General features: G+C 52.0%; 29 protein-coding genes. 13 read left to right on the plus strand and 16 right to left on the minus strand.

Going from position 1 to position 24,352, the window contains the following annotated elements; translation table 11 throughout:
* Positions 1–28: 28 nt before the first annotated feature.
* The gene (locus A0W33_RS07995; protein ID WP_068837660.1) at positions 29–430 is read left to right on the plus strand and encodes a hypothetical protein; all 402 of its coding nucleotides are present in this window, start codon (positions 29–31) and stop codon (positions 428–430) included.
* 171 nt (positions 431–601) lie between these two features.
* Entirely contained in the window at positions 602–1,015 is a 414-nt protein-coding gene (locus tag A0W33_RS08000; protein WP_068837661.1) for a hypothetical protein, read from the plus strand.
* Positions 1,016–1,093: 78 nt separating this feature from the next.
* Here the strand turns inward: A0W33_RS08000 and A0W33_RS08005 are convergent, their stop codons facing one another.
* Together A0W33_RS08005 and A0W33_RS08010 are read right to left on the minus strand one after the other, a co-directional pair.
* On the minus strand, positions 1,094–1,723 hold the full coding sequence (locus A0W33_RS08005; protein WP_068837662.1) for an OmpA family protein: 630 nt from the start codon (positions 1,721–1,723) through the stop codon (positions 1,094–1,096).
* 333 nt (positions 1,724–2,056) lie between these two features.
* The gene (locus A0W33_RS08010) at positions 2,057–2,476 is read right to left on the minus strand and encodes a hypothetical protein (RefSeq protein WP_068837663.1); all 420 of its coding nucleotides are present in this window, start codon (positions 2,474–2,476) and stop codon (positions 2,057–2,059) included.
* 377 nt (positions 2,477–2,853) lie between these two features.
* Here A0W33_RS08010 and A0W33_RS08015 point away from each other — a divergent pair, with 377 nt between their 5' ends.
* A complete protein-coding gene (locus tag A0W33_RS08015) occupies positions 2,854–4,383 on the plus strand; it encodes an FAD-dependent oxidoreductase (protein WP_068837664.1) in 1,530 nt (509 codons plus the stop codon).
* A gap of 114 nt (positions 4,384–4,497) precedes the next feature.
* Here the strand turns inward: A0W33_RS08015 and A0W33_RS08020 are convergent, their stop codons facing one another.
* Positions 4,498–6,198 (minus strand): T9SS type A sorting domain-containing protein, encoded by a 1,701-nt coding sequence (locus A0W33_RS08020; protein WP_068837665.1) that lies wholly within the window; start codon positions 6,196–6,198, stop codon positions 4,498–4,500.
* Between the two features lie 576 nt (positions 6,199–6,774).
* On the opposite strand from A0W33_RS08020, the gene A0W33_RS08030 reads away from it, so the two are divergent.
* On the plus strand, positions 6,775–7,161 hold the full coding sequence (locus A0W33_RS08030; protein WP_068837667.1) for an Hsp20/alpha crystallin family protein: 387 nt from the start codon (positions 6,775–6,777) through the stop codon (positions 7,159–7,161).
* A 57-nt stretch (positions 7,162–7,218) separates the two neighbouring features.
* Here the strand turns inward: A0W33_RS08030 and A0W33_RS08035 are convergent, their stop codons facing one another.
* From A0W33_RS08035 to A0W33_RS08045, 3 genes are all read right to left on the minus strand, one after another.
* On the minus strand, positions 7,219–7,482 hold the full coding sequence (locus A0W33_RS08035) for a hypothetical protein (protein WP_068837668.1): 264 nt from the start codon (positions 7,480–7,482) through the stop codon (positions 7,219–7,221).
* A 142-nt stretch (positions 7,483–7,624) separates the two neighbouring features.
* Positions 7,625–7,804 carry a hypothetical protein gene (locus tag A0W33_RS08040; RefSeq protein WP_068837669.1) on the minus strand — a complete coding sequence of 60 codons (180 nt, stop codon included), beginning with the start codon at positions 7,802–7,804 and terminating at the stop codon, positions 7,625–7,627.
* Positions 7,805–7,847: 43 nt separating this feature from the next.
* A complete protein-coding gene (locus tag A0W33_RS08045) occupies positions 7,848–8,021 on the minus strand; it encodes a hypothetical protein (RefSeq protein ID WP_229802095.1) in 174 nt (57 codons plus the stop codon).
* A 294-nt stretch (positions 8,022–8,315) separates the two neighbouring features.
* On the opposite strand from A0W33_RS08045, the gene A0W33_RS08050 reads away from it, so the two are divergent.
* The 3 genes from A0W33_RS08050 to A0W33_RS08060 are packed head-to-tail and all read left to right on the plus strand — an operon-like array spanning position 8,316 to position 9,841.
* A complete protein-coding gene (locus A0W33_RS08050) occupies positions 8,316–8,768 on the plus strand; it encodes a GNAT family N-acetyltransferase (protein ID WP_068837671.1) in 453 nt (150 codons plus the stop codon).
* On the plus strand, positions 8,765–9,073 hold the full coding sequence (locus A0W33_RS08055) for a hypothetical protein (protein ID WP_068837672.1): 309 nt from the start codon (positions 8,765–8,767) through the stop codon (positions 9,071–9,073). The genes A0W33_RS08050 and A0W33_RS08055 overlap by 4 nt, the downstream gene beginning before the upstream one ends.
* Positions 9,074–9,097: 24 nt before the next feature.
* A complete protein-coding gene (locus A0W33_RS08060) occupies positions 9,098–9,841 on the plus strand; it encodes a hypothetical protein (protein ID WP_229802094.1) in 744 nt (247 codons plus the stop codon).
* Positions 9,842–9,879: 38 nt separating this feature from the next.
* Here the strand turns inward: A0W33_RS08060 and A0W33_RS08065 are convergent, their stop codons facing one another.
* Positions 9,880–10,227 (minus strand): MmcQ/YjbR family DNA-binding protein, encoded by a 348-nt coding sequence (locus A0W33_RS08065; protein ID WP_068837673.1) that lies wholly within the window; start codon positions 10,225–10,227, stop codon positions 9,880–9,882.
* A 156-nt stretch (positions 10,228–10,383) separates the two neighbouring features.
* Between A0W33_RS08065 and A0W33_RS08070 the strand changes: the two genes are divergently transcribed.
* The 3 genes from A0W33_RS08070 (at position 10,384) to A0W33_RS08080 (ending at position 12,064) form a co-directional block, all read left to right on the plus strand.
* Entirely contained in the window at positions 10,384–11,100 is a 717-nt protein-coding gene (locus A0W33_RS08070) for an alpha/beta fold hydrolase (protein WP_068837674.1), read from the plus strand.
* A 5-nt stretch (positions 11,101–11,105) separates the two neighbouring features.
* The gene (locus tag A0W33_RS08075) at positions 11,106–11,540 is read left to right on the plus strand and encodes a septal ring lytic transglycosylase RlpA family protein (RefSeq protein ID WP_308428464.1); all 435 of its coding nucleotides are present in this window, start codon (positions 11,106–11,108) and stop codon (positions 11,538–11,540) included.
* 128 nt (positions 11,541–11,668) lie between these two features.
* On the plus strand, positions 11,669–12,064 hold the full coding sequence (locus tag A0W33_RS08080; RefSeq protein WP_139237146.1) for a hypothetical protein: 396 nt from the start codon (positions 11,669–11,671) through the stop codon (positions 12,062–12,064).
* A gap of 577 nt (positions 12,065–12,641) precedes the next feature.
* Here A0W33_RS08080 and A0W33_RS08085 read toward each other — a convergent pair.
* The 6 genes from A0W33_RS08085 to A0W33_RS08110 all read right to left on the minus strand — a co-directional run bounded on the left by A0W33_RS08085 (position 12,642) and on the right by A0W33_RS08110 (position 16,766).
* Positions 12,642–13,391 carry a ZIP family metal transporter gene (locus A0W33_RS08085; protein ID WP_068837677.1) on the minus strand — a complete coding sequence of 250 codons (750 nt, stop codon included), beginning with the start codon at positions 13,389–13,391 and terminating at the stop codon, positions 12,642–12,644.
* 11 nt (positions 13,392–13,402) lie between these two features.
* Positions 13,403–14,143: an SAM-dependent methyltransferase gene (locus A0W33_RS08090; RefSeq protein WP_068837678.1), complete on the minus strand. Its 741-nt coding sequence runs from the start codon at positions 14,141–14,143 to the stop codon at positions 13,403–13,405.
* A 168-nt stretch (positions 14,144–14,311) separates the two neighbouring features.
* Positions 14,312–14,623: a hypothetical protein gene (locus tag A0W33_RS08095; RefSeq protein ID WP_068837679.1), complete on the minus strand. Its 312-nt coding sequence runs from the start codon at positions 14,621–14,623 to the stop codon at positions 14,312–14,314.
* Positions 14,624–14,708: 85 nt separating this feature from the next.
* Positions 14,709–15,323 carry a hypothetical protein gene (locus tag A0W33_RS08100; protein WP_068840011.1) on the minus strand — a complete coding sequence of 205 codons (615 nt, stop codon included), beginning with the start codon at positions 15,321–15,323 and terminating at the stop codon, positions 14,709–14,711.
* Positions 15,324–15,425: 102 nt separating this feature from the next.
* Positions 15,426–16,286, minus strand: a complete 861-nt coding sequence (gene nadC, locus A0W33_RS08105) for a carboxylating nicotinate-nucleotide diphosphorylase (RefSeq protein ID WP_068837680.1) — start codon at positions 16,284–16,286, stop codon at positions 15,426–15,428.
* A gap of 66 nt (positions 16,287–16,352) precedes the next feature.
* Positions 16,353–16,766 (minus strand): DUF4783 domain-containing protein, encoded by a 414-nt coding sequence (locus tag A0W33_RS08110; RefSeq protein ID WP_068837681.1) that lies wholly within the window; start codon positions 16,764–16,766, stop codon positions 16,353–16,355.
* Positions 16,767–17,162: 396 nt separating this feature from the next.
* Here A0W33_RS08110 and gpmI point away from each other — a divergent pair, with 396 nt between their 5' ends.
* From gpmI to A0W33_RS08125, 3 genes are all read left to right on the plus strand, one after another.
* The gene (gene gpmI, locus A0W33_RS08115; RefSeq protein ID WP_068837682.1) at positions 17,163–18,692 is read left to right on the plus strand and encodes a 2,3-bisphosphoglycerate-independent phosphoglycerate mutase; all 1,530 of its coding nucleotides are present in this window, start codon (positions 17,163–17,165) and stop codon (positions 18,690–18,692) included.
* 10 nt (positions 18,693–18,702) lie between these two features.
* A complete protein-coding gene (locus A0W33_RS08120; protein WP_068837683.1) occupies positions 18,703–19,278 on the plus strand; it encodes a hypothetical protein in 576 nt (191 codons plus the stop codon).
* A 108-nt stretch (positions 19,279–19,386) separates the two neighbouring features.
* Positions 19,387–20,898 carry a M43 family zinc metalloprotease gene (locus tag A0W33_RS08125; protein WP_068837684.1) on the plus strand — a complete coding sequence of 504 codons (1,512 nt, stop codon included), beginning with the start codon at positions 19,387–19,389 and terminating at the stop codon, positions 20,896–20,898.
* Between the two features lie 130 nt (positions 20,899–21,028).
* Here the strand turns inward: A0W33_RS08125 and A0W33_RS08130 are convergent, their stop codons facing one another.
* The 3 genes from A0W33_RS08130 to prfA all read right to left on the minus strand — a co-directional run bounded on the left by A0W33_RS08130 (position 21,029) and on the right by prfA (position 24,267).
* On the minus strand, positions 21,029–21,457 hold the full coding sequence (locus A0W33_RS08130; RefSeq protein WP_068837685.1) for a secondary thiamine-phosphate synthase enzyme YjbQ: 429 nt from the start codon (positions 21,455–21,457) through the stop codon (positions 21,029–21,031).
* Between the two features lie 42 nt (positions 21,458–21,499).
* Complete coding sequence (locus A0W33_RS08135; RefSeq protein ID WP_068837686.1) at positions 21,500–22,873, minus strand: hypothetical protein; 1,374 nt, start codon at positions 22,871–22,873, stop codon at positions 21,500–21,502.
* A 320-nt stretch (positions 22,874–23,193) separates the two neighbouring features.
* On the minus strand, positions 23,194–24,267 hold the full coding sequence (prfA, locus tag A0W33_RS08140) for a peptide chain release factor 1 (protein WP_068837687.1): 1,074 nt from the start codon (positions 24,265–24,267) through the stop codon (positions 23,194–23,196).
* Positions 24,268–24,352 lie beyond the last annotated feature (85 nt).

Below are 24,352 nucleotides of genomic sequence, written 5' to 3' on the forward strand. Positions count from 1 at the left end.
CTTTGAAATTCCTGCTAATCAGGCATACATGTTAATAGAAAACAACTTCATCCGGCTGGAGTATGACCCCACCAAGGATATACTATACTTCCAATGGCCCGACTTTTACGAGTATGCCGTGCCTGAGCTTCGGTACATCCTCAAAAACGTGACGGACACCATCAAGAGCTACGACATTAAGTACCTGATCATCGATGCCAGGAGCTCCGTAATTGCCCTCAGCGACACGGAGTATGCAGATGTTACCACTGAGTTTAGTAAAGATATCGCTTCAACGCGCCTTATAAAGTCGGCCCGCATTATAGGCGATGTGACGGCAAGGGAGCAGCAGGTGCAGGCAATAAGAGCGAAGGCCGGCATGACCCTGGAAACAAGAAGCTTTCACTTGCCGGAAGAGGCCGTTGCCTGGTTCCAGTCTGACAAAGCGTAGTTGCTGTACCGGCTAGTTCAGCCAAAGGCACCAACTCCGGCAGCTGTATAAATCAAGAAGATGCTACATCTGCACTGCTGCCGTTTCACGTATAAACTTATAGCATCAGCAGATAGAGCCTATCTCTGCTAACTTAACTTTTATTGTTTTGTAACACCATACCTTCAGCCCATGAAAAATCTTAACCTACTCGCAATTCTCTTCCTGACCCTGTTTTCCCTAACGCTCTCCAGCTGTGGCAAAGACGACGATGATGATGTATCTCCAAACGTTTCGCTTTTAACAGGAGGTGAATGGACAGGCAGCGCCATATATGTTGATGGAGAAGACCTAACAGATAGAATTAAGGAGCAGCAAGGCTTTGACTGGAAAGCATACACAACTACTTTCGACCGGGACGGCAGCTATGTCGAAACCTATCAGGGCGATGTGGTGGTAGAAGGCGTGTGGGAGTACAAGAACAATGAAAGGGTAATTCTATTCGACAAAGACACCCAGGATGAGTATGAGGTGGTGGTATCCAAATTAGATGAAGACGAATTCTGGTATATTCAGGATGGCGCCGAACTTAGATTCAGAAGATAAGCCAAACTCAAAAACCGATATAACATAAAAGCCGCTGATGGTAAATCAGCGGCTTTTATGTTTAAGTGCAATGGTGTTTTATGACTGCTGGGTAACTACCACCACGGCTACGCGGCGGTTAAGCTGTCGGCCCCTGGCTGTTTCGTTGGTGGCTCTCGGCTCTGTTTCGCCCATTGCCTCTATAGACAGGCGGTTCGCGTTAATGCCTCCCTTGTTCTGGAGCCAGTCCTGCACGGCCCTGGCGCGCTCTGCCGAAAGTTCTTTGTTATACTCGTTGCTGGCCCGCGCATCAGCGTGGCCAAATATACGGATCTGCCCGTTCTGTGGCAGGTTCTTTACTTCGTTCACAATTTCCTGCAGCTTCTGCTCGCCTTCAGGCCTGATCTGTGCCTTATCCGTATCGAAAAGCACACGGTCGTCCATGGTATAGATGTTATACTGGTTGTTAGAGCGTACCTCCACGCCAGCATTTTTCATTTCAGGGTCATCTACTACGGGTGCATCCCAGTCAATGCCTGCCCAGAAATCCTCTCCCACATCTTTTATCTGCACGCCGTCAGCTTCAACTGCTCCGCGCTCATCCTGGTAGGCAACGGCAGTGTCAGCCGTCGCATCGCCCATCGTATCGTTTTCTACTGTTCCTTCCGGGTCGTTACAGGCCGTAAAGGCTGCAACCCCAAGAATCATCATTATAGTACTTTTCTTCATAGTTTTTGTCTTGTTGGTTCGTATTAAAGTCTACGGCGTGCACTCTTTATGGTTATTCGGGTGTCTCTGACAGGGCAAGTATAAAGTGGCTGGCAGCTATCTTTTTTGTTTTTTTACCGCGGAAACTGGCCAAAGGAAAGGCGCCGCCTATACTGGTTTTGGGTTGATTTTTTGCAAAGCTATGTGTGCAGATAAGCCCTAAGGCCACCACAAAGTAATGATGAGCGGAAGGGGCTATTTGAGTTAGGGATGCCTTGCTTGTAGCTAGAAGCAGCGGCTAACCCAGGTATAGGAAAACAGGGGGAAGGCTTCGAAAACGATGGGGGGGGGTACTTATCTAGACTCCTGCACTATAGGTTCTGTCAGCCATGCCAGCGCCAGGGCTTTGTCCTCAAAGTCTTTGGTTATCAGGTCACCTGCGCCTTCTGCCCGCTTATAGATCTGCTCTACAGCCGTTCGGTTAAAGAAGTCTTCCGAAACAAGTACGGCATTCCGGCGAAGCGATGATTGCTGCAGTTGTGGCAGGATGTGCTGCGCAAACCATACCTGGTCTGCCTGCCGTATCACTTTCATTTTGCGGTTGTCTCCCAGCCAGCGGAGCGGCTTGTACTCCTCTATCATGCGAAAGCAGGTGGTAATGGCTTCCCGAAACTCTTCGCTGCTCAGGAATCCTTCCCAAACCGCAGTGCCCATCTGCAATTCATCATCATACGTTATGGTCACTACGTTATTCTGGAAATAGGTTGTAATCATACTATCAGGGGGCGCTACATGTTTACCGGGACTACAAATATAAGCCCGCTCTTATACGAGTTACAAGTTTTTGGTGACATAGATTATCTTCTATTCAACAGCGGTTCATAGGGGTTACACCAGAGCACACGCAACGCACCACATATACTTTGCAGCCTGCTTCCCCTACCAAGCAAGGTGGTGAACCAGCGAAAGCAACCGCACGCTGCTCCGAATGCTACGCCGGCACTATAATCCACGACAAGCTACCCCCTGCCTGCAATACTCCTGGCTATTGCTTACCTCCCTAATTTGGTCTATAACTTTATATTTTTAGATTTTTAAAACCTGAATTGCTTTTTCTGCGAAACCTAAACATACACTAACGCGGAAATAGGATGACAGCAGATCATATCACACAAGCATTATGGAGCGCCACCACAGCGTTTAAAACGTTTCCACAGCTACAGGGAGACATAGAAGTAGATGTAGCCGTAGTTGGCGCAGGCATAACCGGCCTTAGCACCGCATACCTTTTAGCCAAAGCAGGCAAGCGGGTGGCCGTGCTGGAGGCCCTGAAAGTGGGCTCCGGCACCACAGGCTCGTCCACAGGCAACCTGTACGCCCCCATCGACGAGCGGTTGTCTTCCATCGAGTCGAAGCATGGGGAAGGAGCGATGCGCGCAGTAACCGACTCCAGAACGGCAGCCATTAACTTTATAGAGGAGCGGGTAAGAGAATTCAACATCGACTGTGAGTTTAACCGCGTTCCCTGGTACCTTTTTACCACACCAGATTCGAGCGATCAGAGCAAGCAGGTAGAAAAGGAGCTGGATGCTGCCCGAAAGGCCAATCTTCCGGTAAGCCCGGAGCCACCCGCCGGTTTCCCATACCAGGTAGACGCCATCGTGAACATTGCACACCAGGCGCAGTTTAACCCGCTGAAGTATGTGCAGGGGCTCGCTTCCGCCATTGAGAGTGACAACTGCCGCATTTACGAGGGCACCAAGGTGATGGACGTGGAAGACGGCGAGCCATGCGTGGTCAAAACCCAGCAGGGTACCGTTAGAGCCAAACAGGTGGTGATGGCCACGCACTCGCCTAAAGGCATCTATGCCGTGCATACCGCCATGGAACCGTACCGGGAGTACGCTATGGCCGTGCGCCTGAAGGGTGAGCTACCCTCCGGAGGGGTATACTGGCATGTAGTGAAGGGCCAGCACCACTCGGTGCGCCCGTACAGCAACGCGCAGGGCAACTTTTTGCTGGTACTCGGGGAGCCGCACGTAGTAGGCCACAAAGAGCACAACGAGGAGTGTTTTCTAAGGCTGGAGGAATACATGACGAAGCATTTTGATGTAGACCACATCGTGTACAAATGGGCAGCTCAGAACTACAAGCCTGCCGATAACCTGCCTTACATTGGCACCAGCCCCACGCAGCACAACACCTACATTGCCACTGGTTTTGCCGCCGACGGTCTGACCTGGGGCACCGTGTCAGCCATGATCATACAGGACCTTATACTTGGCAAAGAGAACGAGTGGGCCAGCTATTTCTCTCCAACGCGCTTTACACCGGCCGCCTCTGCACCAAAATTCCTGAAAGAGAACTTTCATGTAGCCACGCACCTGATTAAGGATTACCTGTTTTACGGAGACGTAGACCAGCTAAAAGACGTGAAGGTCGGGGAAGGCAAAACAATTGAGATAGACGACGAGAAACTAGCCGCCTACCGCGATGAGGAGGGAAAGCTGCACGTGGTGTCATCCATATGCACGCACATGGGCTGCGTGGTGCATTTTAACAACGCCGAGAAGAGCTGGGACTGCCCTTGCCACGGTAGCCGGTTCTCGGTGGAGGGAGAGGTGCTGGAGGGGCCAGCCATTCACAACCTCGCCAAGCCCGACACCACCAAAAACGATTAACCATAAAAGTTGCTTCTACCGGAAACACTGTTTCCATCACTGCAGCGTAAAAATAACCCCGGCCACTTAGAGTAGCCGGGGTTATCTATGCACCATGTTTGGGTGGATTGATGTTTATCGCTTTACAATGCGCTGTGTTTGCTGCCGGGTCCCATCTGTTATCACTACAAAGTACACGCCTGGCTGTAGGTTCTCCACTGGCAACACCATACTGCTGGTTTTCAGTGTGTACTGCCCAACAGCGCGTCCGTTTACATCAAGCACCCGTACGGTCGCCTGGTCAACAGCCAGGCTAATGTTTACTTCGGAAGAGGCTAAAGTGGGGTATATGTTAGCCAAATTAGCGCCCTGTAAGCTTTGCCCCTGAACATTAAGTGCAATAACGTTTGAAAAGGATACGGTGCCGTCGTAATCAATCTGGCGCAGACGGTAATAGGTAGTACCTGCCCCAGGGGTTGTATCTGTATAGCTGTAGGCGGTCCTGATGCTGCTGTTGCCTTTCCCCTGAACTTCCCCAACCTTTAAAAAGGTTTTGCCATCAAGGCTGCGCTCCACTTCAAACTTTTCGTTCTCCTGCTCCTGTGCTGTTGCCCAGGATAATTTTGCACTGCTGTTCTGCACTGCACCTTTAAAGAAAATCAATTCAACGGGAAGTGCTGAGATGGCATGTGCTCTTCTCCAGTTCAGGTTATGAATGCCAATGCCCTGGTTACCCTTCGCGGCATCGTTGTTATAGTATTCTATCGTAACCTCGCCCACAGGCTCGCTGAAGGTAAATGTAACGTTACCACCGTTCGCTGCGGCAGCCACATCGGCACCTGAAACACCGGTTGCAGAACTAGCGGTAGGGCTAAAGCTATTGTTGAAAGTGGTTTTCACCTTTGTTTTCTTCAGGATTATCTCCTGGCCCCAAAAGCCTTTGCCTTTTATCACCAGCTGGTCCTGAAACTGCCCCGTCACCTGATCCACATCAAAAAGGGTGAAGGTCAGGTCAGAGACCGGCTCTGTGAAATTCATTTTCAGAGTTGTGCCTCTTGTTGCGGTAGCCCCTGTCTGTATCAGGGTCAGCGATTTAATCGGGTTCTGGAAATCAGCGTTGGTTACCAATGCCTTCGAAACTGTAACACCGGCTGCACTTGCCCTGGAGAAAGTCACGCTATTTTCATGAACCGCATACGATTTGCCTGCCGCGAAAGGATCTTCGTTAAGCGCAATGTCAGCCCAATTCAGTACCGACACGCCTTCCTCGGGCATTCCGGAGATAGAAATATCATCTATGCCATAGAAGGCACTTTGTTTATTGGATCCATTACTCAAAGGCACAGAGACTTCCCACTTCAGGTGAAGGTTTGACTGACCCAATGCGGCCGCGGGCAGCAGAAAGGCCACTCCGTCGTTTATTTTGGTCCAGGTGTTGTAGGTGGTGTTTTTCTGGGTGAAGCCTGTGATTTTGGTATAAGTAATGCCATCAACGCTGTAATACAGGTTCACCGGGGATGAGTTACCGTCCTTTCCAGATGTTCTGTACTCCGACCATGTAATAGTTGCGGAGCTGAAGCCTAAGGTCGACACCTTATTCCTGACAACAAATGCCTGGGTTCCGTTTACAGTTTGCGTTGTGCTGTAGTAAACGCCTCTCGAGGCCAATGGGTCGGAGTTAGTAGTCACTCCATCCGTGTAGGCAGCCCAGGAACCCGCAGGAGCAGCAGTGATTCCTTCAACTGTTGTGCTAAAATCTTCGTGATAAATTGTAATCTGAGCCTGTGTTGTGTAAGCTAAAAGTACTAAGGTAGTAAGCAGGTAAAGGTATTTCATGAGGTACTTAGTTGTAATATCTGGTTTCCTAAATGAAATAAGTATGCCAACACCTCCATTGCTTGGCAAACCTTTAGGAGGAGGAAATATTTTATATAACATTCACCATATATTACCAGGCAACGCACTATTACACAATTATTTGCACCTTCTGAAGTATAAGTTTTCTGGCGCACAATTTTTCATGCCTCTTTACTGCTTCTTCCTGATAATCCCATATATGGAATTAACTATATACATTCTGGAGTCTGATTCTCATTTTTGGAATAGCCTGTGCGTAGCCATAAAAGGCATACAAGCGACAAGAGGAATTAAGAAGGCACTCTTACTTGGGCAGTATTTGAGTTGTACAGCTAATAGCTGCATAGAGCACTACCGCACGCTCCATCAGCCTTTGCACTTTTATCATATGGCGATGTGTCGAAGAACCGCCAGAATGACATTAAACCAGCAGTAAAAACATGCCTGTAAGCCACTTTGTCTTATCTGATTTAATCATACCAACTTTACGACACACAGTTGCATTTGGCATCCTGTTTGCAATACCACTAGTGTAAATCGAAGAAAGACTTAGCTATGAAACTTATAAAAGATAAAGAATTTTTAAGAAACATTGCCCACCAGATCGACTTGCTGAACACTCTCGGCGGCGGTGTGAGTGAGACATATGTGGATGTAGAAAAATATAAGAAAGGCGCTGTCATCAACGTGTGGGCGGCAAGCGTGAACCCGGAGTCGTTTAAGGTCGTGCTCAACAACAACCAACTGACCCTGTTCTCGGTGCTGCAGAGCGATGAGAACCCGGAAATGGCCGCTCCTATGTTCAACCGAACATTTATGCTGCCACCTCAGGTAGACCTGAAACGCATTGAGGCCGTGTACGAAGATGGCCAGTTACAGGTAAAGTTGCCCTACCACGAAGACACAGGCAAGTTCCGCGAGATAGAAATCAAGCAGCTGTAAAAGAAAAAGGCTACCCGAAGGGGCAGCCTTTTTCTTTTACAGGATAGGCAGCCGAAGCTACGCAAACTTGGCTTTGATGATGGATGTCAGATAATCGTATACTTCCACCGTCTCTTTATCATAACTAAAGGTGTTGAAGCTTTCTGCTGTTGTCTGTTTCACCCTGCACCCGTTTTCCACCATCTTAAATATCAACTCGCGCAGGCGGTAGGGGTGGCCGGCGATATTGAGCATACACACCATATCACTGTTCTCCACCAGCAGAAACATGTGCTGCACGTGGTGTTCATCGGCCATTATTCTCTCTTGCGTCTGATCCATGCTTTCTTTTGGCTATAGTTGTATAAGCTAACCAAAGCACAAATAGTGCCCGATGCGCATACGCTCTAGCAATTATGCCTGAAAGCCAGTGGTGCACAGGCTACCTCATCTGCAAAAAAAGCAGGCTACGCAAAGGCTGTACTTACCGCCGGGGATGCTCGGTTCGCCAACCCACCACAAATAAAATTACCCAGATAGAGTAAAGCGGCGATACCACCGAGGCCAGGTAAGGGTCAACTGCGAAGAACAGCACCACCTGCAGCACGATGCAAACGGCGGCACCGATAAGCGCGATTCTGTAGTATTTGTTTTGAATGTTCATAGGCAGTGGGAAGAAACGTAGGTTAACAAAAAACCCGCCTTCGTTAGGGGCGGGTGTTCATTAATCGGAAGGCCTGCGCCCTCGTTATAGCCTGTTCCACAATGATGGGTGGGTCATCTTCTTTCGCCACAACCAACTTGAATTTGCTTTCAGCATCGTGGTAGAAAATAAAAGTTTTAAGATTTTCGTACCGGGTGCTGAAGATCTTCCGTGTCATGCTGTCTGCAACGAAATTATATTTATCTAACGTTATATTTCTTAAAAGCTTCATATCCCTACATTCTCCTTGTATTTTAACGGCTATTCCCCCTCAGAATGTTTCAAAATGGTTGAAGGTATATGCAAAATCTTGTTAAATTCATACACCAACCGGGCTGCCATTTCATAATCTGCGGGTGCATTGCAGGGCAAAATAGTATATTTGCTGAGCGGCAGCGGTGTTTTTATACTTCTAAAAAAGTGCAAAACCGCTTTTGCATTATCTATTCTATGTAAAGCTGATGTAACCTCCATGAACCGAACTGCCACGCCTGCTTACACCTTGCGCGAAATAGCCGGACTGCCCGCTATGCTCGCACAGTACCCCCTGATCCGGCAGCTGAACCCTCTCCTGGATCTGGAGCGCTACGAGGAGCTGCTGCGTATTATGCTGCCGCAAAACTACCGTATGGTGGGCGCTTTTAGCGAGAGCGGCACCTGCGTGGGCCTTTCGGGCTTCTGGATAGCGGCCAAATTCTACAGTGGCAAGTACCTGGAGGTGGATAACTTTGTGGTGGAGGAGGCGCATCGGTCGGCCGGTGTGGGCAAGCTGCTCTCCGACTGGATGCTGCAGCTGGCCTCGCAGGAGGGCTGCCATACTATTATGCTCGATGCGTACGTTACAAACAGTGCTGCCCATCGCTTTTACTTCCGGGAGGGATTTCATATCAAGAGCTATCACTTTTTCAAAACCCTGACCCCATGAGCAGCGGCAGACACGCCAGGTTAGCCTGGCTCTTCTACTTTATTGTCTTTGAGCTGGTGGTATACTTCGGGTTGCAGTGGCTGCTCTCGGGCATGGGCATGAGCAACCAGTACCAGCCCGAAAACACGGTGGTGCCCAACTGGGTGAAAGCCGTTACGTTTATACTCTTGTACCTGCTTTGCCTGCTTACCGTGGTAATGGTGGTGAGCAACTCGGTGCCCAACAAGCACCGCGGCCCGCTGATGCACTGGGTGTACATGGCCCTGCTGGGTATGGTGGTGATGCTGATTTTGCTGTTTAGTTAAGCTTAAAATTTCGTAAATTTAATCATGATGAAGATAAAAACCCTTTGCTTGCTGGTGCTGGGCCTGTTCCTGGGCTACACCGGCTTCGCCCAGAACGGCAATGGCCGCTATTTTGTGCAGCTTCAGGATGGCCAGATCTACTATGCCGATAAGCTACAGTTTAAGTCGCCTATCTTTAAGTCGAACTACTTCCTGCTCGATGACTCGCTGCAGTTTAACCCCAGCGTAGTGAACATCTTCCAGAGCGAGGACGGCTACTTTGCACGCGTGGAGGCCGGCAAAAGCTACGACTCCTTTGCCAAGCGCATCACCGACGGCCCGCGCATCGACCGCTTTTTCACCACCCGCACTACCTACGACAGATACGGTTACTCGCCGTACGGCTACGGGTACGGAGGCCCTAACACCAGCCGTAGGCGCATCTATTTCTTCTCGAAGGACAATGGCCCGCTTTACCTGCTGGAGTACGACAACCTGGAGATGGCGCTGGCCGATAACGCCTCCAGCATGGCACTGCTGGGCCGTTATAAAAAGGACAAACTTATCAACACGGGTATTTCCATCGTGGGGGCTGGCTTGCTGGCGTATGGGGCGTTCAGTTCGATCAACAACACAGAGGAAACGTTGAACGGCGGCACCAACATCAACATTTCCCCCATGATGTATGCCGGCGCCGGTATACTTGGGGCACAGCTGGTCATCAACCTGTTCCGCAAGGATAAGCTGACGCAGGCTGTGGAGGTATACAACTATCAAATAAAGCAATAAAAAGAAGAGCCGGAGCTAAAAACTCCGGCTCTTTTCTTTTAGATGCCCACTTTCTGCCGCATCTTTTTGGGCAGCTTCTCCACTACCAGCCGGTAAGAGTGCCGCGCATACTTGTCCCAATCGGTCGGACTCAGGCGGTTAATATCATCCAGCGCCACCCACTTGTAGCGGGCCAGGTACGGGGCTGGCTTAAAACCGGTACGGGTGCTCATCTCCTCAAACGCTTCCGGCTCCACTTTAAACGATGCCGTCACGGGCGAGGCATCCAGGCCCACCACCAGAAACATTTTATCGGCCACGCAAAAGCACAGGTCGTGCTCCCACTTTATACTTTCGGTTACACCGGGCAGCTGCCGGCACAGCTCCTGTAGGTCTTCTATTGTCATCTGATTGCGCTGTTTATACTTGCTGCAGGCAATTTATACTTTTTGGCGGGCATAGTTAAGCTGATTTTCATAGATTTGGGAGAAGCGGTGCGCGGCGGCCTATACGTAAACGGCATACGTTACGCTGCCGGAACTTTCCGCTGAATTTTGATAGCTATGGAAAACCTATTACTGCTACACGGCGCCCTCGGCTCGGCCGCGATGCTGGAGCCGCTTAAACAGGCGCTTCAGGATTCTTTTCGGGTACACACCCTCGATTTTTCAGGCCATGGGGGCAAACCACTGCCTCAGGAGCCTTTTACCATGCAGCAACTAGCGCAGGAGGTGCTGGCATTTCTGGAGGAGGAGGAGATTGGCAGCGCGCACATTTTCGGGTACAGCATGGGCGGCTATGCTGCGCTAAGCCTGGCCCTGCAGCACCCTGAGCGCATCCGGAGCATTCATACGCTGGCCACTAAGTTTGCCTGGTCGCCTGAGGCCGCCGAGAAAGAAACGAAGCTGCTGAACCCGGAAAAGGTGGCCGAGAAGGTGCCCCAGTTTGCCGCCACCCTCGCCCAACGCCATGCCCCCCAAAGCTGGCAGCAGCTGATGCGCCACACGGCCGGCATGATGCGCGGCTTAGGCAATTCGCCCATACTTACCGCCGGCACGCTGCCACAGGTACAGCTGCCGGTGCAGGTAACTGTGGGCGACCGCGACAATATGGTGACGGTGGAGGAGACGCTCTGGGCTTACCGGCTGCTCCCAAACGTCCGCCTGCAGGTGCTCCCCGCTACCCGCCACCCGCTGGATACACTCAACACAGAAGATTTATCGGCCCAAATCAGGCAATTCATCCGCCAGGTTGCCGTTTCACCTACACCCATACGTTAGCAAACATGTACACAAACTTACCTGCACCCCTTCAGCCTTTAGTTCGATGCGCCAGGCATGCCTTTGCGGCCACCCTGGTAGCCCTCTGCATGAGCTCCTGCGCCAGCACTGCCCCCGGTTTCGGGGAAAAGGGTTATACCGAACAAGGCAAAGCCTCTTATTACGCCCGGAAGTTTCAGGGCCGCACCATGGCCAACGGCGAGAAGTACCGACGGGGCAAACTGACAGCCGCCCATAAGGAACTTCCCTTCGGCACCAAGGTGAAGGTAACGAACACACAAACCAGGAAAACCGTGAAAGTGGAGATAACCGATCGTGGACCGTTCGTACGCGGGCGCATCATCGATTTGTCTGAGGCGGCGGCAAGGCGCGTAGGCATGCTGGACGCTGGCGTAGCACCTGTAAAAATGAAGGTGGTGAAAGCTGCAAAAGGCCGCTAGGCAGCTGATTAAGGCCTTTTTTGAACTTCACAATAGCAAAATCACCACTTAACCATAGCAAAAACAGTATTCTCTAAATTATCCAAAATATTTCTTGATATTTCGTAATTGCTTGTGTACATTTGGGCATGACAAAAGTTTGGGGAACTGTGCGCGAGTTTTTGCCAATGGCAGCCATCATACTGCTATGCATGCTCTTTATGCCCGTAGCCCAGGCCCATGCTGAAAACAATGGTACCGGCACCAGCAATGGTACTGCCAACGGTACCGCCGTTTCGACACAGCAGACTACCGCCACTGTGTCTTCAGACCAAAAAACAGTTGCTCCTGCCGCCAAAGCGAAGGTAGCCGCCACCAAGCCGCGTGATAAATCTGTTCTGGATGCCGAGGTGCTGGAAAGCCCGCTGGATTACTTCCGCAATGCCTTTGGCTCTGAAGAAGAGGAAGCAGACGCAGCAAGAGCAGGCGCTGTAATCATCACCGTAAAAGCACTCGTTGCCACGCTGCTTTCTACAGTAATGTAGCCTATCCTTTCCGGACCATACTATCTCTCCATTTCCTGACTGAACTCTAGTAGCTGCCTTTTAAGTGTGCTGCTTACTGCGTTTCTACGCTCATTAGCGGGGTATGCTATACTCGTAGTTTAAAATCCGATTAGCTATCCTTTCAGCAAAGGTCTGTCCTCAATGCTTATGAGCTAGTATGATGAAGGTTGCTTCTGTTGCCGGCTATCAGAAATCAACTGCTCAGCCCAGCCAATCAAAAAAAGCAGGTAATTTACCTTAGCTATCAAACATTTAGCAAACCTCCGTGTTTTATAATCGAAGAAGACTACTACCCTTACATGGAGTAACTGTATTTGTTTAATGTTTAAGTGAGAAAGGCCGGTACTGCATAGTACCGGTTTTTGCTTTTAGGCCTTTTCCCATTGCTATTTTATACTTGAGCAAGCTACATGGGGCGCTGGTAGTGCCTAAATCCTCTACAATTCTTCCCGTTTCAGAAAAGTCCCACCCGATTATACTTATGCAAGTATAAAACCTCAGGTGCCGGGCAGCGGCGGCCGGAATAGCAGAAAACCTGGGCTATACCTGGCTGCGCCTAAATGAAATCACTCACCAGCGCCAGCGCCAGGCCGACAAGCGTAGCGATAAGTTTGGCTTGGTTAAAGCGGTGATCGGGGCTGGTTTCGAAGAGGATGGTGGTGGAGATGTGCAGGAAGTTACCGGCTACCAGGCCTGTAAGCGCGGTATAGACAAGCCCGCCCGGTGCCTCCTGGGCAAGCACCGTGTTGCTCACCAGAATTCCCAGCGGCGAACCGATGGCAAACACCAGCAGCCACATAAAGGCTTTCCTGAAGTTGTTGAGCCGCGAGAGCAGCACCGACATTAAGGCAAAGGCTGCCGGCACGTGGTGCAGGGCAATACCGAGCAGCACCACGTAAAAATTATCGGAAGTATGGGAATGTCCGCCATGCGAATGTCCCCGCTCCACCAGTATGCTCCCCTCCAGAAAGGAATGGATGAACAGCGAGCCCAACAGCAGAAAGGGTATGGCATCGGTGCGGCCGTGGTGCTGGTGCATGTGGCCGTGCTCCACACCGTGCGAAAACTGCTCCAATACCAGTTGCAGAAAGAACCCGGCCAACACCCAATAGCCAACCTGGTAAGAGCTGTTATCAGAGCCCAACAGGGCATCGGGCAGCAGGTGCACAATGGTGATGGTAAACAGGTAGGCCCCACTGAAGGCAAGGGCGATTTTAAGCCATTTTGTGTTACTTGGCGGAAAGACTTTTACCAGAAAGCCCGAAAGCACTACCGTGATGAAAAGGGCAAGTATAGCAATGATCATGCAGGGCGTTTTTATTTCTTCAGGACAAATACCATCCGGTCGCTGGTGGCCTGGTTGTATGGGTTCAGGTCATAATCTCCGAAGGTTTCTACCAGGCGCAGTTGCGTCATTTTGAAGTACTCCAGAAAGTCCTCCTGGCGCAGCGCCCGCACCCGCTCCTCAAAGTGGTAGTGTTCTCCTGCGTCCTCAAAATCTATCGTTTTGATAATAAAGCCGTTTTCTACGCCGCGCGTGATTTTAAAGTTTATTCCCTGCACCTCTTTTTCCTCATGCGCCACCAGGTGGTCGATCACCTTATCGGTGTTCATAAAATCAATCACGAGTTTTCCGCCGTGCTTCAGGCTCTCGGCTGTGGCACAAAGCGCCACAATATTCTCCGTGTCCGTTTCGAAGTACCCGAAGCTGGTGAACAGGTTCAGTATAAAATCAAACTCCTCCTGCCGGTACACATGCCGCATGTCATGCACATCGAAATGCAGCCGCTCGTTGGCAAACTGCCTGGCGTAGTTTATACTTTGGCGGGAGAGGTCGATGCCAGTCACCTCAAAGCCCTGCTGGCTCAGGTACAGCGAGTGCCGGCCTTTGCCGCAGGCAAGATCCAGTATCTTCTCGTGCGGCTTAGGGTGCAGGTGCACCAGGAGGTTATGAATAAAATGGCGCGCCTCCTGCATGTCACGGTCCTTGTAAAGGATGTGATAGTAAGGGGAGTCGAACCAGGTACTAAACCACTCTGTCTCCTGTTGTACGGCCATGTGGGATCTATCTAAAAGCAATAATGTTGCAAATATAGGCTAAAAACCTGAAAGCAGCATACGCGTGCCGGCAATACGCCATTATCCGGTTAAAAAGCCTGCATCAGCCACAAAAAAACTGCCGCTGCGGGAGTACCACAGCGGCAGGTAAGAAGGAAACTAAGAAGACTAGCGGTTTTCCACTGTCTCTGCTTCGTTATATGTCTCAGACTCTTCTACAGGCTCACCCTTGCGGATGCGGTTGCCGCCCGGGTCATGGTTTAGCATGTCATCGTCGCCGTGCTCCACTTCGCCAGGCTGTACCGCACCACCGGTAGCCTCCAAAGTACCCGCATCGGTTACATTAAAAGTTTTACGGGTGCCTGGCTCTACGTACTCCGTTGTTACTTTCGCCTCGGGCCTTAAATCTGAAGGCGTATCGCAGGAAACCATCAGGAGCGCACTAGCCGCGGCAAATACTGTTAAAATGTTCTTATTCATTATCGTTGATTTTTATACTTGCTAAGTTCAGCCTCGCATCGTCTGTCGCTGCAAAGCATGTGTTTATACTTTAGTTTACGGCAACTTACACGGCAGGGGTTGCGGCGGTGCTGGCCAGCAGGTTTTTGCGGCGCATGATGTTCTCCAGCAGCTTCTGGTCGTTGACACCGTTAAATATGCGGTAGGGCATGTGGATGAACACGGGCACCTGAAAGGTACGGGCCAGCCAGCCTTTCCAGCCACCCGGCATCTGCGCATCGTTTGGCGGCTGCAGCCATAGCATGTAGGCGTCGTCCGTTTTCTGCACCCGCTGAATCATATCCCAGGTCATGGTCATGCCCTCGCGCTCGTTACGCTTCAGCAGGATCTGGCGCTGGTCAATCTCATAGGTCAGCTTTTCGAAAAGCGGACTGCCTTGCTCCACCTGCGTCACGCTCATAACCTGGGCAGAGCGCAGCAGCACGAAGATGATGGTTACGATGATGGCAATGGCCACCCACCACCACGAAAAGCTGAATACCGCCGGCAGCAGGAACAGGGCCAGCGGGATCAGGGCATACCACCAGTCCTTGCTCCACACCTGGGCCAGTGCTTTTTTAGTATACAGGTTCTTGTCTAACTGGTATTTCTTAGTCCGGATGGCCAGTGGATTTGCGTTCTGCGCCACACGGCGGCCACCTCTTTGGTTTGGTTGCTGCATAAAAATTGTAAATGTAAAGTCTGCTCTTTCTTTTCCGGCCCCTCCGGCCAAGCCTGCAGAGCGCAATCAGGTATAAAACGCCACCCTGGGGCGGCGGCCATGTTATTTGTACGCCTTCAGGCTAAGGTCAATGCTTTTAATGGAGTGCGTCAAGGCGCCCACCGATATGAAGTCTACGCCGGTTTCGGCCACTTCGCGTATCGTTTCCTCCGTTATTCCGCCGGATGCCTCAGTTTCATACTTGCCGCCGATGATGGCAACCGCCTCCCGCATCAGGGCAGGCGACATGTTATCAAGCATAATGCGGTAGATGCCGCCGGTCTCAATGGCCTCCCGCACTTCGTCCAGCGTTCTGGTCTCCACCTCAATTTTCAGGTCTTTCCCTTTCTCTGCCAGGTATTTTTGCGTGGCTGTGATGGCCTCGCGGATGCCGCCGGCATAATCCACGTGGTTGTCCTTCAGCATCACCATGTCGTAGAGGCCGTAGCGGTGGTTTGTGCCGCCGCCGATTACCACCGCCCATTTCTCCATCATCCGGAAGTTAGGGGTTGTTTTGCGGGTATCCAGCAGCTTGGCGCCCGTGCCGGCAATCAGCGACGACAGGTAATGGGTATAACTGGCGATGCCACTCATGCGCTGCATGCAGTTCAGCACCAGACGCTCGGCGGTAAGTATGGCCTGCGCCTTTCCCTTCACCGTAAAGGCCACATCGCCTTTCTTGATCTCGGCGCCATCCTGCAGCAGCACCTCCAGCTGCAACGCGGGATCTACGGCCTTGAAGATGTAGCCGGCCAGCTCAACGCCCGCCAGAATGCCGTCGCCCTTCACCAGCAGCCGCGCCTGGTTCTGCGCATCGGCCGGTATGGCTGCCAGCGAGGAGTGGTCTCCGTCGCCTACATCCTCGGCCAGTGCCGCTGCGATAAAATCGCGTATGCTGTTTTCGGTTAGATAAGTCGGTTTCACGGTGCAAAAATAAAAAAAGGCTCGGTATAAATACCGGGCCTTTCTAAAAATCTCATTATTATCGTCTTAATCTTTGATAAAATTCATGGAGTGGATCAGATATTTGCCTCCGGCGGACTTCATCCGGATCAGCACGGTGTACGAGCCGCCGTTTGAGGCGTAAGTACCGATGGCATACAGCTGGCCTTTATCAGACGTACCGTTGTGGTTCACGCTGAAATCAACCGGGGCATTCTTGGCAAAGAAGTTCTTCATCACATACTCCGCCTGCGTGCTGCTGTAACTGGTGGCGTCACCGCCGTCCAGGGTAATTTCCACCATGCTGCCGAAGTTCCGGGCCAAGTCTTTGGCCGAGCCTACTTTCATGGCCTGTTTCACGTTACCCATGGCATCGCCCTGTGCCACCGCCTGCCCAGCCGTAAAAAACACGACCGCCAACAACATCGAGAATACAACTGCTACCTTTTTGAAGTTTTTCATAATAAAGTTTTAACCTTGCCCTGGTATGAGCCAAAACTATGCCAAGAGATACAGCACCGTTTACTTCTCTAAAGTTAATAGGTTTATCTAATATAATAAAATTGCGGCAAGCCCCTGGCAAAGGTTCTTTGCGCGCAAATTTTAGCTACAATTACAAAACGCACAGCGGTTGTTGGAGTATAGCAGGTGTAAGGGCACCGCAGGTCCGCCACCTCGTGTTACAGCGTATCCGTATCCCCTGATAAGCGCAAACTCAGGAGGCTGGCGAAACAACACCCAAGCGTACCCCGTTCTTCAGCGTCTGTTGCCCCTTGGCTGCTTCGGCGGCACCTGGCAGGAGGTGCCGCCGAAGCAATCGTATCCTGCCGCTTTCAAGATATTAGCTATATTTGCACTATGGATAAAAAGGTACTCTTAATGATTTTGGACGGGTGGGGCATCACGACCAACCCGGAGGTTTCAGCCATACAAAAAGCGCACACCCCCTTCATTGATTCTATACTTCAAAAATACCCCAACTCTACTCTATTTGCTTCCGGCGAGTACGTGGGCCTGCCTGACGGGCAGATGGGCAATTCGGAAGTAGGGCACATGAACATCGGCGCGGGCCGTGTGGTGTACCAGGACCTGGTGCGCGTGAACAAAGCCATCTCAGATCGCAAACTTGCCACCATGCCTGCGCTGGCAAACGCCTTTGCCTATGCCAAAGAAAACAAGCGCGACGTTCACTTTATCGGTCTGCTGTCTGACGGCGGCGTGCACTCACACATCAACCACCTGAAGGCGCTTTGCTCGGCAGCCTACGACTATGACCTGCACAATGTATATATCCATGCCTTTACCGATGGCCGCGACACCGACCCGAAAGGCGGCGTGAAATACATCAATGAGCTGGAGCAGCACCTGGAGCACACCTCCGGCACCATCGCCTCCATTATCGGCCGCTACTACGCCATGGACCGCGACAACCGCTGGGAGCGCGTAAAGCTGGCCTACGACCTGCTGGTGAAAGGAGAGGGAGCGCCGTCGCAGAACCTGATTAAGTCGGTGCTGGATTCCTATAATGCCGGCGTTACCGATGAATTCATCAAGCCGATTGTGAAAGTAAACGACAGGGGAGAGCCGGTAGCCACCATCAAAGACGGCGATGTGGTGATCTGCTTTAACTTCCGCACCGACCGTGGCCGTGAAATTACGCAGGCCCTCACGCAGCGCGATTTCCCGGAGCAGGACATGCACAAACTGAACCTGCGCTATATCACTATGACCAATTATGATGATAGCTTCTTACAGGTAGAGGCTATTTTCGAGAAAGATAACCTGAATAATACCCTGGGCGAAGTACTGGCCCGGGCAGGAAAGAAGCAGATCCGGATTGCCGAAACGGAAAAGTACCCGCACGTAACCTTCTTTTTCTCGGGTGGCCGCGAAACACAGTTTGAGGGTGAAAGCCGCCTGATGTGCCCTTCGCCCAAAGTAGCCACCTACGACCTGCAACCAGAAATGAGCGCTTACGACATTCGTGACGCTATTGTGCCGGAGCTGCAGCAGAAGAGCGCTGATTTTATCTGCCTGAACTTTGCCAACCCCGACATGGTGGGCCATACCGGTGTGTTTGAGGCCGCCGTGAAAGCCTGCGAAACCGTGGATACGTGCGCACACGATGTGGCTACGGCAGCTCTGGAAAACGGGTATGACATCATTGTGATTGCCGACCATGGCAACGCCGACATGATGATCAACGAAGACGGCACGCCAAACACCGCGCACACCACCAACCTGGTGCCTTTTATACTTGTGAGCAACGACTTTAAAGGAGAGTTGCGCCAGGGCAAGTTAGGCGACCTTGCCCCCACCATCCTGGACCTGATGGGCCTGGAGCAGCCGGAAGATATGACCGGCACCTCATTGATCATAAGAAACTAAACTTACCGCCGTGGCAAAGTATACTTCCTTTCTTCTTGCAGGCCTGCTGCTGGTCACTGCGGCCTGTGAGCGGCCGGCGCCCCCTGCATCAGACAAGGCAGATACCTATTTTGACCTGACCGCTTACCTGCAGGAGCAAAAGCGGGAGTTGCAGGCAAACCAGCCTATGGTGCTTAAAGCCGTGGCTACGCAGGGGCAGGCGCCGGAGATAAAGGAAACCACTGCCATTGACTGGGAGGATGAACTCACCGTTTTTGAGCAGGTGGATCTGAACCGCCCCTCGCTGCAGGAATACTACACTAAGCAGGAGCAGGTGCTGGAAGACGGCAGCGTGGCCGTGGAGTATACCAAACTACCGGACGCAGAGGCACAGGTAGCTTACCTGCGCCTGCGCCTCTCGCCGGAGGGGCGGCTGCTGCAACTCAACGCGCGGCTGCAGGACGAGAACATCATCTTCTTCTCCAACCGCAGCGTTCAGCTAGACGCTAATGCCCAAACCGGCGATATTTCCAGCTATAAAGTAGAGGGCGTTCAGAAAATGGTTTTTGGCGATTCGCTGCGCTACATGGTGGAAACCAACCTCTGATTTAATTTGCCGCGAAACCGCCTGGAGTGGAATTTCCTTGCCCAAATATTTGTAACTTGTAGAGTTGCTTATACTTGTGCTGGTGCAGGGAACATTACAATTATTTCGATGATGCGCGTTTTTGCCTTGATTATACTTTGCTGCCTTGGCTTTACGCTGACTGGCCTTGCCCAGACAGCGCCAGCGTCCGGCACCCGCAGCTGCGCCACCGAAGCTTTTGGCAAAGTGCTGCAGGTCCAGAACCCGCAGTACCAGCAGCAGGTAGAGCAGGCACAGCAGGCCGTGCAGCAGCAGCTTAGCAGGCAGGGACAGTGGCAGAACCTACGGGCTGCTACCGTTATCACCATTCCGGTGGTTTTCCATGTGGTGTACAACAAAGCCGAAGAGAACATATCAGAAGAGCAGATTCTGTCGCAGTTGGCGGTGCTGAACAGCGACTTTAGAAGACTGAATGCCGATGCTATGAATACGCCGGCCTACTTCCAGGATTTTGCCGCCGACACCCGCATCGAGTTCTGCCTCGCTACCATAGACCCCGCAGGCAACCCCACCAACGGCATCACCCGCACAAAGACCAGCAAGAAAGACTTCGACTACATTTTTGATTACATCAAGAAGTCCGCGCATGGGGGCATCAACGCCTGGGACCGTAACCAGTACCTGAATATCTGGACGGGCAACATCAAAGACGATGTGCTGGGTTATGCCGCGTTGCCGGGCGGAGTTCCTGCCGCTCAGGATGGTGTGGTGCTGCACTTTGCCGCCGTAGGCGCCGCCCCTGCCAATCCCTTTGACTGGGACTTCAACATGGGCCGCACCGCTACCCACGAGGTGGGCCACTGGCTGGGCCTTGGCCACATCTGGGGAACAGAGGATGACTCCTGCAGCGATGACGACGGCATCAGCGACACTCCCAGCCAGAAGAACAGCACCTATGGCTGCCCAAGCGGTATAGAAGACTCCTGCGACAACGGCCCCAACGGCAACATGTACCAGAACTACATGGACTACAGCTCTGACGCCTGTATGAACCTGTTCACCAAAGGGCAGGCTGCTTACATGGAAGCGGTGCTGAACACCAGCCGCAGCAGCCTGTTAAACTCTTTGGCCTGCATCGGCACCATCCGCTCCGATTTTGGCACCAAGTTGAAAAGCGATACGCTGCTGATAGCTGGCAAGAAAATTGACTTTGCAGACGCCTCACAAGGCACCCGCCCAACAGAGTGGTACTGGGAGTTTGAAGGCGGTGTACCTGCCACCTCCACTCAGCAGCACCCCGTGGTTACCTATCCGCAGCCGGGTCTCTACGATGTAACGCTCACGGTATCTAACGGCAGGCTGACCAGCACCGAGGTGAAGGAGGACTTTGTGAAGGTGACGGTAAGCGACCTGACCGTATACCCTAACCCGACCTCTGATTATTTGATTATTGAGCAACCGGCACGCATCCTGGTGCGCCATGTGGAGTTGCTGAATAGCGTGGGGAAGATGGTAGTGGCGGCAGACGTACGGGAGCGCGTGTTACGGCTGGATGTACGCCACCTGCAATCCGGTGTATACTTCCTGCGCCTGACCAGCACCAACGGCACCGAAATCCGCAAGATCAACATTATCCGGTAGCGCGGGAAAACTTGTATTGAAAGAACCCACCCCTTGCCCCTCCGAGGAGGGGATAAGAAGTATGTCTGTATGTAAAGGGAAGGCCTAATCTAAACTTTCCAATTCATAATTTATAATTCCTAATTCATCATTATACAGCGTTTCCCTGCAGCGTCACGACAACTGTTCGTTTGGAGGCGTGGTCGCGGTGTTCGCAGAGGTAGATGCCCTGCCAGGTGCCCAGGTTCAATTCTCCTTTGCTGATTGGGATGGTAACTGAGGCGCCCAGGAGCGCGGCTTTCAGGTGCGCAGGCATGTCGTCGGGGCCTTCCAGGGTGTGGCGGTAGTAAGGTTGGTTCTGCGGCACCATATGGTTGAAGTGGCTCTCGAAATCCTGCCGCACGGTAGGGTCCGCATCCTCATTTATGGCCAGGCTGGCAGAAGTGTGCTTGATGAAGATGTGCGCCAGTCCGACGTTAATATTCTCCAACTCCGGCAGCTGCGCCGTCAGCAGATCTGTAATTAAATGGAAGCCGCGCTTTACGGCAGGCAATCTTATTTCTTTCTGGAACCACTCCATACCAAATTTTGAATGACTTAATTTCAAATTCGTGAGTAAAAATTAATCAACCAGCCTCTCATACGCGCCGATGTCCGGTTTGGTCTTGCTGCGAGTGGCGCCTTTGATATCTTTGAGGATAGCTGGCAGCATTTTCGCCGCGCCGCTGGCAGGGGAGAGGGTATCGAGGCTGAAGTCATACTTGTCTGGTGCCTCAAACTTTGGATCCGCGTTCAGGATATTGCCGTTGCCCTCCAGCTGTGTTTTGTATACCTCAGTGCGGAGAATGTTGTTGCTTACCTCAGTCGCCGCAGTCAGGGGAGCAATCAGCACCTCATCCACAAAAGTGGAGACATCAGAGTAAACAACGGTGTTCACCAGCCGAAGCGATAGCGGTTGGTTTCGTATTTCGGTTTCGGGAATGTAGTCTGCGAGCACGAGCAGGGGCGTTTCGCGCAGAAGCTGGTTCCGGTAACTGGCAATGGTGGAGTACAGAATCTCATACTTGCCGCCGCCCAGCCCACCAAAGCCATACTGCCCGCAGTTAAAAATGAGCGTATTCTCTACCCGCACATCAGAGGTAAAAGCCACGATCCCGTCCAGGAAAGCATGTGCCACCACGCAGCCTTCCACTAAAGTGCCGGCCATACCCGGGTTACCGATGCGCAGGCCGTAGCGGGTGTTCTTGATATCGGCATAGCGGATGCGGTTGCCGCCGCTGGTCGTCAGAATCCGGATGCCCTCCCATTGGCCGGGCGCCGTCAGGTAATCCGCCTCGCGGCGGTACCCGCTGAAGACTACCCGCTCCGTTGGCGTGCCCTGCACCTGCAGCTGCCCCGCCACCAGCAGCACCGACTTATTATAGCCATAGATGCGGGCTCCCTTCGCGATAGTAAGTACGGCATCCTTTGTCACCAGCACCGAGTCGAGAAGCACGTGCGGCTTATCGCTGGCCCAGGTGGAGGTACCGATACTGCCTTTGCGGTGGAAGTAAGCGTTCTGCCCGTACGCCACCAGCTTTACAGCCTGCTCCTGCCCGTTTGTCTGGAAAAGGATGGAGTCGGAAACAAGGAAGGGTTGGTTTTGCTGCGTCGGGTTGATGTTCACCTTCACCAGTACATACAGGCTGTCGCCGCCGCGCAACTCGATGTTGTTGGCCAGCGGGCCTTGCATACCGTTAACCGTGAGCTGATAGGGCGATGAGGGGGCACCCGCCAGTCGCACCTCGTTGATGCGCACTGCCTTCTCGTTGCGGTTGTACACTTTCAGCCGCCGGGTTACGCTGCCGCGGGTTACAAACACCGTATCAAAGAGCACGGTGTCGGCAGAGAACGCCAGCACCGCATCCGGGTCAGTCGTAATCACCTCATCCCTGGGCTCACAGCTAAAAACAGAGAGCAGCAGGAGCAGGGGCAGTATGGCGAGCAGGTATTTCAAATTCGTTAATCGCTTTTGGTGTATCGTTATCCGTTTCTGGTGGATCGACAAATTAAAGTCACAGCTCACGCTAAAGATTGATCTCACAGAAGTATAACTAGTGCTCGACCAATTTAAGCTTTTGGGTTAGCCAGTGTCATTAGAAACTGTGCTTAAGTCTTTTTACGAATCATTTCTAATTCATAATTTCTAATTTTTAAATTGGCGCAGCACTAGTGTTGATTCTCACCAAGATAGGAATTAAAAAGAAAAAAGGATGCAGCGGGGCAAATGTGCCTGCTGCATCCTTTTTTATACTTATAGCTCCACAACGGCTGTTGCTATGCTGAGGCGCCTTCTTTCATTCTTTCGGCATTCTCCGCCATACGCAGCTCCTCCACAAAATCTTCTATACCGCCGTCCATTACATTCGGCAGGTTGTATACCGTGTAGCCGATGCGGTGATCGGTTACGCGGCCTTGTGGGTAGTTGTACGTACGGATTTTGTCAGAGCGGTCGCCGCTGCCCACCATGCTCTTGCGCTGTGCGCCTTCTGCCTCGTTTTTCTTGGCAAGTTCGATCTCGTAGATACGCGAGCGCAGTACAGCAAGCGCCTTATCGAAGTTCTTCAGCTGTGATTTCTGGTCCTGGCACTGGGCCACGATACCCGTTGGAATGTGCGTTAAGCGCACGGCAGAATAGGTCGTGTTTACCGACTGCCCACCAGGTCCGGAAGACATGAACAGGTCTTTGCGGATATCGTTCATGTCCAGGTCAATATCAAGCTCCTCTACCTCCGGCAGCACCACTACCGAGGCAACCGAAGTATGGATACGGCCCTGTGTTTCGGTGGCCGGCACACGCTGCACGCGGTGCACCCCCGACTCAAACTTCAGCTTGCCGTACACGTCCTCGCCGGACATGCCCACGATAATTTCCTTGTAACCGCCAGAAGTACCTTCGGTGGCATCGATGAGTTCTGTGCGCCAGCCCATCTTTTCGGCAAAGCGGCTGTACATGCGGTACAGGTCGCCGGCAAATATAGAGGCCTCGTCGCCGCCCGCACCCGCACGGATTTCCATGATGATGTCCTTGCTATCGTCCGGATCTTTCGGGATCAGCATCTCTTTCAGGAGCTCCTCCATCTCGTCACGCTGCGGCACCAGCTCGTCCAGCTCTTCTTTGGCCATCTCCCTGAAATCCTCATCCTTCTCCGTGGCAATCACCTGCTTGGCGTTGTCGATGTTGCTAAGGATATTCAGGTACTTCTTATATTCAACTACTATCTTGTCAAGGTCCTTATACTCTTTGTTAAGCGACTTGAATTTCTTCATGTCGCTGGCCACGTCAGGCTGGGTAAGTAACTGACCTACCTCCTCAAATCGCTGGTTAATGGCTTCTAACTTATCTAACATGGTGCTTCTCTGGTTTTAGGCTGCAAAGATACAAAATTGCGGCTAAGTTTCTTTTATACCATTACGGCTAAAATCATGTTTCAGG

It is taken from the genome of Pontibacter akesuensis (assembly GCF_001611675.1).
Lineage (GTDB): Bacteria > Bacteroidota > Bacteroidia > Cytophagales > Hymenobacteraceae > Pontibacter > Pontibacter akesuensis.

Excerpts from the sequence above, each read along its gene's own strand:
- A0W33_RS08095 (WP_068837679.1), bottom strand. The coding sequence starts at position 14,623 with ATGAATAAGAACATTTTAACAGTATTTGCCGCGGCTAGTGCGCTCCTG.
- A0W33_RS08100 (WP_068840011.1), bottom strand. The coding sequence starts at position 15,323 with ATGCAGCAACCAAACCAAAGAGGTGGCCGCCGTGTGGCGCAGAACGCA.
- A0W33_RS08035 (WP_068837668.1), bottom strand. The coding sequence starts at position 7,482 with ATGGATCAGACGCAAGAGAGAATAATGGCCGATGAACACCACGTGCAG.
- A0W33_RS08070 (WP_068837674.1), top strand. The coding sequence starts at position 10,384 with ATGGAAAACCTATTACTGCTACACGGCGCCCTCGGCTCGGCCGCGATG.
- A0W33_RS08050 (WP_068837671.1), top strand. The coding sequence starts at position 8,316 with ATGAACCGAACTGCCACGCCTGCTTACACCTTGCGCGAAATAGCCGGA.
- A0W33_RS08080 (WP_139237146.1), top strand. The coding sequence starts at position 11,669 with ATGACAAAAGTTTGGGGAACTGTGCGCGAGTTTTTGCCAATGGCAGCC.
- A0W33_RS08060 (WP_229802094.1), top strand. The coding sequence starts at position 9,098 with ATGATGAAGATAAAAACCCTTTGCTTGCTGGTGCTGGGCCTGTTCCTG.
- A0W33_RS08090 (WP_068837678.1), bottom strand. The coding sequence starts at position 14,143 with ATGGCCGTACAACAGGAGACAGAGTGGTTTAGTACCTGGTTCGACTCC.
- prfA (WP_068837687.1), bottom strand. The coding sequence starts at position 24,267 with ATGTTAGATAAGTTAGAAGCCATTAACCAGCGATTTGAGGAGGTAGGT.
- A0W33_RS08000 (WP_068837661.1), top strand. The coding sequence starts at position 602 with ATGAAAAATCTTAACCTACTCGCAATTCTCTTCCTGACCCTGTTTTCC.
- A0W33_RS08040 (WP_068837669.1), bottom strand. The coding sequence starts at position 7,804 with ATGAACATTCAAAACAAATACTACAGAATCGCGCTTATCGGTGCCGCC.
- A0W33_RS07995 (WP_068837660.1), top strand. The coding sequence starts at position 29 with ATGTTAATAGAAAACAACTTCATCCGGCTGGAGTATGACCCCACCAAG.
- A0W33_RS08055 (WP_068837672.1), top strand. The coding sequence starts at position 8,765 with ATGAGCAGCGGCAGACACGCCAGGTTAGCCTGGCTCTTCTACTTTATT.
- A0W33_RS08005 (WP_068837662.1), bottom strand. The coding sequence starts at position 1,723 with ATGAAGAAAAGTACTATAATGATGATTCTTGGGGTTGCAGCCTTTACG.
- A0W33_RS08075 (WP_308428464.1), top strand. The coding sequence starts at position 11,106 with ATGTACACAAACTTACCTGCACCCCTTCAGCCTTTAGTTCGATGCGCC.
- A0W33_RS08125 (WP_068837684.1), top strand. The coding sequence starts at position 19,387 with ATGATGCGCGTTTTTGCCTTGATTATACTTTGCTGCCTTGGCTTTACG.
- A0W33_RS08030 (WP_068837667.1), top strand. The coding sequence starts at position 6,775 with ATGAAACTTATAAAAGATAAAGAATTTTTAAGAAACATTGCCCACCAG.
- gpmI (WP_068837682.1), top strand. The coding sequence starts at position 17,163 with ATGGATAAAAAGGTACTCTTAATGATTTTGGACGGGTGGGGCATCACG.
- A0W33_RS08045 (WP_229802095.1), bottom strand. The coding sequence starts at position 8,021 with ATGACACGGAAGATCTTCAGCACCCGGTACGAAAATCTTAAAACTTTT.
- A0W33_RS08130 (WP_068837685.1), bottom strand. The coding sequence starts at position 21,457 with ATGGAGTGGTTCCAGAAAGAAATAAGATTGCCTGCCGTAAAGCGCGGC.
- A0W33_RS08020 (WP_068837665.1), bottom strand. The coding sequence starts at position 6,198 with ATGAAATACCTTTACCTGCTTACTACCTTAGTACTTTTAGCTTACACA.
- A0W33_RS08010 (WP_068837663.1), bottom strand. The coding sequence starts at position 2,476 with ATGATTACAACCTATTTCCAGAATAACGTAGTGACCATAACGTATGAT.
- A0W33_RS08085 (WP_068837677.1), bottom strand. The coding sequence starts at position 13,391 with ATGATCATTGCTATACTTGCCCTTTTCATCACGGTAGTGCTTTCGGGC.
- A0W33_RS08110 (WP_068837681.1), bottom strand. The coding sequence starts at position 16,766 with ATGAAAAACTTCAAAAAGGTAGCAGTTGTATTCTCGATGTTGTTGGCG.
- A0W33_RS08065 (WP_068837673.1), bottom strand. The coding sequence starts at position 10,227 with ATGACAATAGAAGACCTACAGGAGCTGTGCCGGCAGCTGCCCGGTGTA.
- A0W33_RS08015 (WP_068837664.1), top strand. The coding sequence starts at position 2,854 with ATGACAGCAGATCATATCACACAAGCATTATGGAGCGCCACCACAGCG.